Origin of the sequence: Brevundimonas sp. (genome assembly GCF_018608325.1) — a bacterium.
Taxonomy (GTDB): domain Bacteria; phylum Pseudomonadota; class Alphaproteobacteria; order Caulobacterales; family Caulobacteraceae; genus Brevundimonas.
Window position 1 is genome coordinate 41,322 of sequence record NZ_JABAZW010000142.1, and the last position, 8,587, is coordinate 49,908.

Below are 8,587 nucleotides of genomic sequence, written 5' to 3' on the forward strand. Positions count from 1 at the left end.
CTCGGCGCACGGCGTGAACCTCCACTCGGTGGGGGGGTTCGTGAACTCCGGCTTGGACCCATCGCCCGCGTCCGTCTCGCCGCTGATGACCTCGCACGACACGCCCTGCCTGCGGAACTCGTCGCGGACATGGTGGGCGTGCTTGACCCCGGCGCAGAAGGTCAGCCATGAACGCCGGTTGGCGCCGTACTGGATGATCTCTGTCACCGCCGCCTGGGTGATGGCGTCATCATCTGCGGCTGCTTCCAGTGCGCCAGAGACGAACTCGCCGCCGCGCTTGGCCACGTTGGAGACATCAATCTCCGTCGCGCCCATCTTGGAGATCAGCGGCGACAGCCAGCCGTCGTCGATCCCCTTGCCGATGCCGTAGGAATAGACGACTTCATCGAACAGCCGTGCATCGCCCGCGTCGAGCCGTCCGCTGTCCATGCGGAATGGCGTAGCGGTGAAGCCGACAACGCGTAGGTCGGGCCGCGTCTCGCGCAGCTTGGTCAGCAGGGCGCGGTACATGCCCTCGCCGCCGTTCGGCACAAGGTGCGCCTCGTCGATCATGACGATGTCGAACGCGCCAAGCTCGGCGGCCCGCTTATAGACCGACTGGATCGAGGCGAAGATGATCCGCTGCGATGTGTCGCGGCGTCCCAGACCGGCGGAATAGATGCCGACCGGCGCGCCAGGCCACAGGTTCAACAGCGCCTTGGCATTCTGTCCGACCAGTTCCCTGACATGGACCAGCATCAGGGCGCGCATGTCGGGATAGGTCGTCAGCAGGTCTTGCGTCAGGCTGGCGATGGTCACGGACTTGCCGAGACCGGTCGCCATATCGACCAGGGGGTTGCCGCCGCCCGCGCGCCAGTAATCGAGAACGGACTGTGCGGCCTGTTGTTGGTAGGGGCGGAGTTGGATGGAGGTCATGCCGACGCTCCATTGAACACGCGCCGAAGGAACACGCGCCACGGTTCCGGTCCGACCCCAGCCGCGACGGCGCCATAATAGCCGCACTGGCAACCGTGCTGGATCATGCCTATGCAGTCGACACAGTCGAAGGACGGCCACAGTGCGGCGTGAATTTCCCCCTTTAGCCACTCGATTGGCGTTTCGGCGTAGAAGCTGCGTCCTGTCCAGCTCTCAGAGTTGACGACGATGGAGGTCATCCCACACCCCCGTCTTTCCAGACCGAGCCGTCAGCCAGTCGGTACATGACCCACTCGCCCGCCTCGTCAGCATCAAACTGCTCGCCCGGCACAAGCGACGGATTGAACAGGTGCGACGGGCATCCGGCGCGCTGTTCTTCCAGTGTCAAATCCTGCGTCCAACGTGCGCAGGACCAGCGGGCGTCACCGTCCAGATGGGCGGTAGCGTGCAGGCAGGTGCGGCAATTGCGGTTCGGCATCAGGCCGTCGTTCGGCGCGCAGCCGTAGCCCGCCTTCAGGAAATATGACGGGCAGGTGCAGGACGGGCGCCGTTCCTGTGTGGCCAGCCGCTCGGCCTTGGCGACCAGCTGCAGGGCCGCAACGGCGTCGTATTCGATCCGCTCGGCATAGACCGTATCGTCATTCTTGTTGATGCAGACATACAGCGCCCGCGTGAGGTGCTGATGGTGCATGTACAGCTGCACCTGGGCGAAGTGGGCGGGCTTGGCCTCCCGGACGCCGCCCTTCTTCAGCAGGTCCTTGAACGAGCGGTCGTTGTGGCTTTTGACCTCAAGGACGTGTTCGGTCTTCGGCGCCTCAGGCACATTGCGCACCTTGCCGTCCGTGCGGCCGGACGCATGGCCCGCTGCAAAGACGATGCGAAACTGCTCGCCGGTCGCCGGGTCAACGTCGTCCACCTCCATGTCGGCGGCGCGCAGCATCCCGACGATGCGTTCCTCCCACACCTCTCCGGTGCGGAAGATCGACAGCTTGCGGCCATCGAAACGCTCGGGCGGGAACAGCCAGCGGAAGCCGTCCCAGATCTGGCGCTCGCACTCGCCGCCAAGCTGACTGGCGGACAGGCGCGGATGCAGGTCCGAACGGTTGGCCTGTTCAAGCGCTGCATAAATGTTGCCGACGGTGAGCGGCTGGGCAACGGGAAAGGCGGTCATCCGTCTTCTCCCGTGTGGTCGCGCTCGTCCTCGGGATCGTCGAAGAGACTGTCTTCGGGTGGCAGGCGGTCCCAGGCGCCGGTTCCGTGTTCCGACACGAAGTCGTCAGCTTCTTCGGGCGTCATGACGCTGGATGTGCGGCGGGCCATCAGGAGGCCGCCTCAATCGAGGTGATCAGCCGAGTGGCGGTGTATCCGATCCAGAACAGTCCGAGCACGCCCAGGGCTGCAAAGTGCAAGACCCATTGGGTTTTGTGGCGGGTGTTGGCGTCAAAGGCCGCAAAAAGGGCGAGTGCGAAGCAGATGGATATCAGCGCCGCAGAAAGAACCACGACGATGATTGAGGGGAGAGACAACATCAAACCGCCTCCCCACGAACCAGGGCGGACAGCATTCGGGTCGCTTTCACGACCTCCAGGCGGGCGGCGATGTGATGGCCAGCCGAGAACTCGACCATGGCCTGGGACACGACTTCGGAAACTTCACACAGCACGTCGTGTTCATGCTGGTAGGGGTGTGGAGGCAGCGCGCCAACGCCAGCCTCGACAGGACGCAGTTGGTCGTCCATCGTCAGGTACTCCTGCGATGCTCTTTCAGAGCAGGTTGGAAGGGTCGCCGGACGGGTCGGGTGTGAGAGCTAGGCCCGTCCGGCGATTGTCAGTTTAGGCAGCGCCTATTTCCACGGGCGCGAACCAGCACCAGTCGCCGCGCCAACGGTCGATTGGGTGGTTGCCGCCGAGGCGGTGGCGCCGATAGGTTTGTAGGCCGTGACCTTGTTCCTTGCGGGGTAATCGCCCTTCGCCGGTTCAGTGCGGATGCGGATCAGGACCGGCTTGAACTCGATCTGATCACTGTTCGTCACCGGCCCTCTGTGGCCGACAGCCGCAGCGATGTCCTTGACCGCGCGCTGGCCGATTTCGGCAGCTTGCGGGTTGCGGTTCTTGATGTTCTGGCCGTCCCAGATACGGCGCTTCGCATACTGGCCGTCGAGAATTTCCCAGGTGAAGGTGCAGCGGGTGTTGCCGCTCTGCTCGTTCTCCTTGACGTCGGTTTCAATGATCTGCGCGATCACGTCCATGTCGGGCAGGGGGTCAAAGTCGCCGCCCTCCCGCTCAGGGATCGCATCGACATCGATGTTCAATGCAGCCATCTCTCTCTTCTCCTTACGCCGCCGCAGCGGTCGGTTGTTGGGCCGGGGTTCCAGCCGGGAAGAAGGGCGCGAGGGCGGCATAGCCCTGACCCTTCGGGTACATGATGCGCGGGGGCATGTTGTAGCGATTGCCAGCAGTGAAAGCGGGCTTGCCCTCGGTGTAGATCCAGCGCGTGTCGCCGCCGTCGGCGCGGACGCGGCTGTCGGTCTTCTTCGGGTCGTCACGCTTGATTGTGACCTCCTTCTTGACCAGCAGAATGCCGTCGACTTCGCGCTTCAGGATCGCTTCGGCGCGCTTGTGCAGGTCCACGCCGTAGGTGCTGTACGTCTCGGTTTCCGGGTCATCGAACTTGCCGATGATTGCGTGACCGATCAGTACGATCATCATTCCGCGCTCGTTGCGCAGGTAGTTCAGCGCCGAGATGACTTCGTGCCAGTAGTTGTCGGCGGCGACGTATCCCTTGCCGAAGCCCTTGTCGTATTGCTCGATGTTGGACACGCTGCCGTCGGCGCAGACGCGCTTCCAGATCAGGCTTTGGAGCGCCGAAATGGAGTCCAGCACGACTGTCTGGAAGCTGTGATCGCCGGTTGATAGGGCGACCAGCGCCTCATCAACAGCCTCATAGCTCGTCAGGTGGCCAAAGCTGTCCAGTTCCAGATCGCCGGACTGGCCCATCTCGGTTTGCAGGAACACAGGCGCCGGAAACTCAGACGCCAGGGTCGTCTTGCCCATCTTCTCAGGGCCATAGATCAGCAGACGGGGCGGCTGATCCGCGCGCACCTTGCGCAGGGATGACAGGTCGATAGCCATGCTAAAAATCCAGTCCTTTGAGGGCGAACCTTATGTCTCGCTGTTGAAGAAGATCGCGGATGACATAGGCCCGTCCGACGTCCTTGGATTCCGGGGTGAGACGCCCAAACGTGAGGGCCAGACAAACAGCTAACTGATACACTTCGGGCGGTGGGTGGCCCGGATTTGCGTCGTTGAATAGGCTGGCATTTTTCATCTATTCTTCTCCTTCCGGCGCGTTGATGAACCACCCGCCCGTCGCGCCGTCCGGTGAGGGGTGGAATGAGATGTCGAGAGGAATGGCAGGCATGATCGCGATGCGGCATTGCGCCGTGCGTCTGCGGCCCTGCGGAAGCCAAGCCAGGGCGATGCCGGTCACCCAGCGGTCGTCGTCAATGACCTTGGCCTTCACCAATAGGTCCAGCACCGCCTTGCAGCGATTGTCGATGTCCGCCATCAGACTTGCGCGCTCAACGCCGATGATCACGACGACGCGTCCAGCGACAGGGTCAGGGTACTGCTCGCGGATGGTCCATGCGGCCTCTGCGATCCACGCCTTGTAGGCAGGTGTCTTGAACCGTCCGCGCTTGGAGTTGGCGAACAGGCCATTGACCGACGGCGGCGCCGGGATCGTCAGGGTGGTGCAGGGGGGCGCGGCGCGTGCAGCACCCCCCTGCTGGCGCACCTCAAGGTCAGACGCGACCATGAGATTCTGCATGTCTGGGTGATCGGCGGTGATCATTTGCCACCGCCGTTGATGTGCTGGAGTGCTGACCCGATAAGACGGGCCGACCACACTCTCACATGGAAAGCGGCCTGCTCAGGAAGCGAGAAGAGCAGCCCCACCACGCGCGACAGGATCCAGATCGGACCCACGATGAAGAGCATGATGCTCCACATCAGCGGCGTGAAGGAACGACTCGGCTTCCTCGAGCACGACCGCCTGTCGGCGGCGCTGCTCGGCCTCATGGTTCAACCTCTGTTTCTCGGATGCGAAGTAGTCGGTCAGCCTGCGACCGGTGACGATGGCCAGAACCATCACGCCGATCTTCCAGCCGCCGTTCTTGTGTTGCAGAACCTTCTCCATGGTCCTGATCGATGTCTGACCCTTCAGCAGGCCCTTGGCTTCATCAGCCGACAGGCTCCACTCATGCTGAACCCGCCCCAAAGTGCCGAAGCTGCCGCCGCAGCGACGTTCAGCAACCGCCGCGAAGGCTTCTCGAAGCCCTCCCGACTTGGGGTGAAATTCCTGATCAAAGGGTGAGATTTCCATATTCGCATCCGTCACAGTGAACCTCGTTGGAAGGCGGCACTGACAAGCGGCTGCGAAACAATGTGAGAGCGAAGATGAGCAGGGCGTCCGGCGCCAACCGGAACGAACTGCAGACAAGGGGGGCCGAGGCGCGCCAACGCCTCGGAGCCGGGGTTGAAGGGGAGAGAGGTCATTGACCCGCCCCTGCAAGACGAACCGCCGCACCGTTGAGTGCGGTGATGATCTCAAGATTTTTGTGGGTCCAGTTCCGGTCGGAGAAGGACTTCACCGTCGTGTAGGGGACGCCAGCCTCTCGCGCCAAAGCGGCCAGGCCATGAGCCTCGGCCGCTGCCTTGATGTTCGGAATGATGGCGAAGATCGGGTCCATAGCGACCGATCTTACGTCGTTTCGTATTCCACGCAAGCCTTATTACGAAACACCGTTGTTTCCGCGCCGCGCGCGGGCGCGCATCACCAACGGATGAGCGACGATATTATCAGGCGGCGAGAGGCTTTCCGGCAGTTTGCCGAGGCGCGGGGCGGTCCGGCAAAACTTGCCCGAACGTCCAAGGTCAGCGCCACGACGCTCTACAGCTATCTGGACGGGAAGTCGGCCAGCATGCTCGACCGGACGACAAGCAAGATTGCGACCGCAACTGGCGTATCAGTGGAGGAGATGTTCGGCGGTGAGCGTCCCACCAGAACGGTGCCGGTCGTCTATCACGTGGGGGCGGGGGCATCAGTGTACGCGCTGTCGGGTCAGGAACCGTTTAATTATGTTGAAGGTCCAGATGACGCGACCGACGAGACGGTAGCGGGGAAGATCGAGGGCACCAGCCTCGGTGAGATGTTCGACGGATGGTTGATCTTCTGGGACGACATGCGCTCGCCTGTTACGCCTGACCTGCACAACGAGGTCTGCGTCGTGTCGCTCTATGACGACCGCATGCTCGTGAAGAAGATTCGGCCCAGCCGCGAGCCAGGTCTGTTTCACCTGTTCTCCAACACCGAACCGCCTATCCTTGATGTGCCTATCCGTTGGGCCGCCAAGATCACAGGCATGAAGCCGCGCTAGGACGTTTCGTAATAATCGCTTGACGGGATACGAAACGTCGTAATAGCCTTCCTCTCGCAACAGAGGAGGGCATTGGCGTGCCGCACCCAAATCAACAGGCTCTGGCGATGGCCGCCGAGCGTTGGATCGATCAATCGCAAGACCTGACGGACAACACCGCCGTCGAGCGACTGACGTACAAGATCAACACCCTGCAGGACGGCATTCACGAGCTGTCGCTGGCGTCCATTCAGGACCGCGAACCGGACGAAAGCCTGACCGGCCTGTCCGTGATCGACATCATGGCCGCTCAGAGCCGCCTCGTCGTTGAGCGCAATGTCCGCATGCGCGGCATGGGCATGAGGTTGGCGGCATGAACGCTCCAGCCACAATCATGGAGCAGCTGAAGGCCCTTCCTGAGCACCTTCAGCCGCACAACCGGCGCTTCTACGTTGAGGCCCTCTCCGATGGGGCCAGAGCCCCGTTGGTTGAGTATTTCCGCCGAGAGGCCGAGGCTGACGGCGCCGCATTCGAGTGGAGCAAGGCTCATGGTGCGGAAGGATTCTACCCTGCGCGAGATGGCGGCCATCCGAGGGCGTTCTCATTCAAAATAGAGAACGCTCCGGCTCCGGGGGGCGCTTGGAATGACGCGGGGCGAGGCTTTGTCCCGAGGTCTGGCTACGTCGCAAAGGCGCTGTCAAAACGACCAGCTGGCAAGACCCTAGCTGCCGAGCTGAACACCCTGCCGGAACAGCCCCGCTATAGTGAGGCGCTGGATCATTTGGGCGCGATTACCGACCTGGGGGCAGGAAATGGGTTCAGGGGCGTCGGATCGAGCGATGGGAAATACCACTTCGCCGTGCCGATCAAGCTTGGTGACCGCTATTTCATCAGCGGCGTGAACCACAACTACGACATCGCTCAGCATGTCGAGTCCGCCATCCAATATGTCGGCACAGAAAACGAAAAATGGGCTCCGTCACTAGATTATGACGGCGATCCAATCTCTTGGCGTCCCGGCGAGGGCTGGGTCTTTCTGACCAAAACAGAACTCGACTTTGCCATTGCCGAAGCAAACCTGCGCCGCGCCAAGAAGCGGACACCGGAGGCTTCAGCATGAACGTCGATGGACTGTTCGAAGCGGCCCGCGCAACCGACCAGAGCGGTGGACGCGGCTGGCATTTCCCTCCCGCTAAGCCGCGCAAGGGCGTCGTGAAAACGATGCTGTCGTGGTTCGCCCGCCCCACAGAAGGAGGCCGCTGATATGGCGCGCACTGAAAAGGCGGGTCAGGCCGCCATGATCCCGTTTGAAGTTAAGAACCGCTGGACCGGCGAGGTCCAGTTCACCGCCCAGATCTCGTGCTCGCCAGATGCGACGCCAGCCGTGAAGCTCGGACTGGCGGTTCGCTGGGCGGTGAAAGAGAAGGCCAACCTCGACGGGGCCAGCCTCTACGGGGCCAGCCTCGACGGGGCCAACCTCAACAGGGCCAACCTCGACGGGGCCAACCTCTACGGGGCCAGCCTCGACGGGGCCAGCCTCTACGGGGCCAGCCTACTGGCGTTGGGTGACATGCGGTTCGTCAAGACGCTTCAGCTCGAGCGCTGGATGGTTGGCTATTCGGCAGACACAATGCAGATCGGATGCCAGCGTCACGCCATCGCAGATTGGTGGACGTTCACAGACGAACAGATTGCGGAAATGGACTCCGCAGCCCTGGAGTGGTGGGGCCGCTGGAAGCCGGTCATCCAGCAGATTGTTGCGATGAACCCTGCCGAGGCGACTGGCTATGTGGAGTCCGCCACCAATGGTGCAGACCAATGAGCGGGTCGTCTCTCATTCAATCGCTTGAAGCTGCAGAGGGTGGGTCGAGGGAGTTGGACTACGCCATAAAGGCGTGGCTGGAACCTCACGACGAATACTGGGCTCTCCGTGTCGCTGCCGACTGGACCGCCAGCCTAGACGCCGCTCTGGCGCTGGCTGAGCGGGTTCTTGATCAACGCGGTCCGATCAATATCAACATCTGCCTCGCTGGATCAGCTCAGGTCGTCATCGACAGTGTCGGACCTTGCGATCCAGTGATAGCGCAGAGTGTTGCCCGCACCCCCGCCCTAGCCTTCTGCATCGCCATCCTTCGCGCAAAGGAGGGCGGACAGTGATCTACGGCTCCGTATGCTCCGGTATCGAAGCCGCCTCTGTCGCTTGGCATCCGCTGGGCTGGCGGGCCGCCTTCCTGTCCGAAATCGAGGCGTTCCCGC

General features: G+C 62.4%; 17 protein-coding genes. 5 read left to right on the forward strand and 12 right to left on the reverse strand.

Annotation, left to right across the window (positions count from 1 at the left end; all coding sequences use genetic code 11):
- The 12 genes from QZ281_RS14020 to QZ281_RS14075 all read right to left on the reverse strand — a co-directional run.
- Positions 1-915: DEAD/DEAH box helicase family protein (locus QZ281_RS14020; RefSeq protein ID WP_292229373.1), on the reverse strand; the 915-nt coding region annotated here is incomplete at its 3' end.
- Positions 912-1,154, reverse strand: a complete 243-nt coding sequence (locus QZ281_RS14025; protein WP_292229375.1) for a hypothetical protein — start codon at positions 1,152-1,154, stop codon at positions 912-914. The genes QZ281_RS14020 and QZ281_RS14025, both read right to left, overlap by 4 nt.
- The gene (locus tag QZ281_RS14030; protein ID WP_292229377.1) at positions 1,151-2,086 is read right to left on the reverse strand and encodes a hypothetical protein; all 936 of its coding nucleotides are present in this window, start codon (positions 2,084-2,086) and stop codon (positions 1,151-1,153) included. Before QZ281_RS14030 ends, QZ281_RS14025 begins: the two co-directional genes overlap by 4 nt.
- Positions 2,083-2,235, reverse strand: coding sequence for a hypothetical protein (locus tag QZ281_RS14035; protein ID WP_292229379.1), 153 nt, complete (start codon positions 2,233-2,235; stop codon positions 2,083-2,085). Before QZ281_RS14035 ends, QZ281_RS14030 begins: the two co-directional genes overlap by 4 nt.
- Positions 2,235-2,444, reverse strand: a complete 210-nt coding sequence (locus QZ281_RS14040) for a hypothetical protein (protein ID WP_292229381.1) — start codon at positions 2,442-2,444, stop codon at positions 2,235-2,237. Before QZ281_RS14040 ends, QZ281_RS14035 begins: the two co-directional genes overlap by 1 nt.
- On the reverse strand, positions 2,444-2,653 hold the full coding sequence (locus QZ281_RS14045) for a hypothetical protein (RefSeq protein WP_292229383.1): 210 nt from the start codon (positions 2,651-2,653) through the stop codon (positions 2,444-2,446). The genes QZ281_RS14040 and QZ281_RS14045 overlap by 1 nt, the downstream gene beginning before the upstream one ends.
- A 105-nt stretch (positions 2,654-2,758) precedes the next feature.
- Positions 2,759-3,316 (reverse strand): DUF669 domain-containing protein, encoded by a 558-nt coding sequence (locus QZ281_RS14050; RefSeq protein ID WP_292229405.1) that lies wholly within the window; start codon positions 3,314-3,316, stop codon positions 2,759-2,761.
- Positions 3,249-4,046, reverse strand: a complete 798-nt coding sequence (locus QZ281_RS14055) for an ATP-binding protein (protein ID WP_292229385.1) — start codon at positions 4,044-4,046, stop codon at positions 3,249-3,251. The genes QZ281_RS14050 and QZ281_RS14055 overlap by 68 nt, the downstream gene beginning before the upstream one ends.
- Position 4,047: 1 nt before the next feature.
- Positions 4,048-4,242, reverse strand: a complete 195-nt coding sequence (locus QZ281_RS14060) for a hypothetical protein (protein ID WP_292229387.1) — start codon at positions 4,240-4,242, stop codon at positions 4,048-4,050.
- Positions 4,243-4,731 (reverse strand): RusA family crossover junction endodeoxyribonuclease, encoded by a 489-nt coding sequence (locus QZ281_RS14065; RefSeq protein WP_292229389.1) that lies wholly within the window; start codon positions 4,729-4,731, stop codon positions 4,243-4,245. It lies immediately after the preceding gene.
- A gap of 114 nt (positions 4,732-4,845) precedes the next feature.
- On the reverse strand, positions 4,846-5,298 hold the full coding sequence (locus QZ281_RS14070) for a hypothetical protein (RefSeq protein WP_292229391.1): 453 nt from the start codon (positions 5,296-5,298) through the stop codon (positions 4,846-4,848).
- Between the two features lie 169 nt (positions 5,299-5,467).
- Complete coding sequence (locus tag QZ281_RS14075; RefSeq protein WP_292229393.1) at positions 5,468-5,665, reverse strand: hypothetical protein; 198 nt, start codon at positions 5,663-5,665, stop codon at positions 5,468-5,470.
- Between the two features lie 93 nt (positions 5,666-5,758).
- On the opposite strand from QZ281_RS14075, the gene QZ281_RS14080 reads away from it, so the two are divergent.
- From QZ281_RS14080 to QZ281_RS14100, 5 genes are all read left to right on the forward strand, one after another.
- Positions 5,759-6,352, forward strand: a complete 594-nt coding sequence (locus tag QZ281_RS14080; RefSeq protein WP_292229395.1) for a hypothetical protein — start codon at positions 5,759-5,761, stop codon at positions 6,350-6,352.
- A gap of 77 nt (positions 6,353-6,429) precedes the next feature.
- Positions 6,430-6,708 (forward strand): hypothetical protein, encoded by a 279-nt coding sequence (locus QZ281_RS14085; protein ID WP_292229396.1) that lies wholly within the window; start codon positions 6,430-6,432, stop codon positions 6,706-6,708.
- The gene (locus QZ281_RS14090) at positions 6,705-7,451 is read left to right on the forward strand and encodes a hypothetical protein (RefSeq protein WP_292229398.1); all 747 of its coding nucleotides are present in this window, start codon (positions 6,705-6,707) and stop codon (positions 7,449-7,451) included. Before QZ281_RS14085 ends, QZ281_RS14090 begins: the two co-directional genes overlap by 4 nt.
- Before the next feature lie 144 nt (positions 7,452-7,595).
- Positions 7,596-8,153, forward strand: a complete 558-nt coding sequence (locus QZ281_RS14095) for a pentapeptide repeat-containing protein (protein WP_292229400.1) — start codon at positions 7,596-7,598, stop codon at positions 8,151-8,153.
- Positions 8,150-8,488, forward strand: a complete 339-nt coding sequence (locus QZ281_RS14100) for a hypothetical protein (RefSeq protein ID WP_292229403.1) — start codon at positions 8,150-8,152, stop codon at positions 8,486-8,488. Before QZ281_RS14095 ends, QZ281_RS14100 begins: the two co-directional genes overlap by 4 nt.
- Positions 8,489-8,587 lie beyond the last annotated feature (99 nt).

Coding starts and splice junctions, on each gene's coding strand:
- QZ281_RS14050 (WP_292229405.1), bottom strand. CDS start 3,316: ATGCCGCCCTCGCGCCCTTCTTCCCGGCTGGAACCCCGGCCCAACAAC.
- QZ281_RS14030 (WP_292229377.1), bottom strand. CDS start 2,086: ATGACCGCCTTTCCCGTTGCCCAGCCGCTCACCGTCGGCAACATTTAT.
- QZ281_RS14080 (WP_292229395.1), top strand. CDS start 5,759: ATGAGCGACGATATTATCAGGCGGCGAGAGGCTTTCCGGCAGTTTGCC.
- QZ281_RS14060 (WP_292229387.1), bottom strand. CDS start 4,242: ATGAAAAATGCCAGCCTATTCAACGACGCAAATCCGGGCCACCCACCG.
- QZ281_RS14040 (WP_292229381.1), bottom strand. CDS start 2,444: ATGTTGTCTCTCCCCTCAATCATCGTCGTGGTTCTTTCTGCGGCGCTG.
- QZ281_RS14055 (WP_292229385.1), bottom strand. CDS start 4,046: ATGGCTATCGACCTGTCATCCCTGCGCAAGGTGCGCGCGGATCAGCCG.
- QZ281_RS14025 (WP_292229375.1), bottom strand. CDS start 1,154: ATGACCTCCATCGTCGTCAACTCTGAGAGCTGGACAGGACGCAGCTTC.
- QZ281_RS14070 (WP_292229391.1), bottom strand. CDS start 5,298: ATGGAAATCTCACCCTTTGATCAGGAATTTCACCCCAAGTCGGGAGGG.
- QZ281_RS14100 (WP_292229403.1), top strand. CDS start 8,150: ATGAGCGGGTCGTCTCTCATTCAATCGCTTGAAGCTGCAGAGGGTGGG.
- QZ281_RS14065 (WP_292229389.1), bottom strand. CDS start 4,731: ATGGTCGCGTCTGACCTTGAGGTGCGCCAGCAGGGGGGTGCTGCACGC.
- QZ281_RS14090 (WP_292229398.1), top strand. CDS start 6,705: ATGAACGCTCCAGCCACAATCATGGAGCAGCTGAAGGCCCTTCCTGAG.
- QZ281_RS14045 (WP_292229383.1), bottom strand. CDS start 2,653: ATGGACGACCAACTGCGTCCTGTCGAGGCTGGCGTTGGCGCGCTGCCT.
- QZ281_RS14095 (WP_292229400.1), top strand. CDS start 7,596: ATGGCGCGCACTGAAAAGGCGGGTCAGGCCGCCATGATCCCGTTTGAA.
- QZ281_RS14035 (WP_292229379.1), bottom strand. CDS start 2,235: ATGGCCCGCCGCACATCCAGCGTCATGACGCCCGAAGAAGCTGACGAC.
- QZ281_RS14075 (WP_292229393.1), bottom strand. CDS start 5,665: ATGGACCCGATCTTCGCCATCATTCCGAACATCAAGGCAGCGGCCGAG.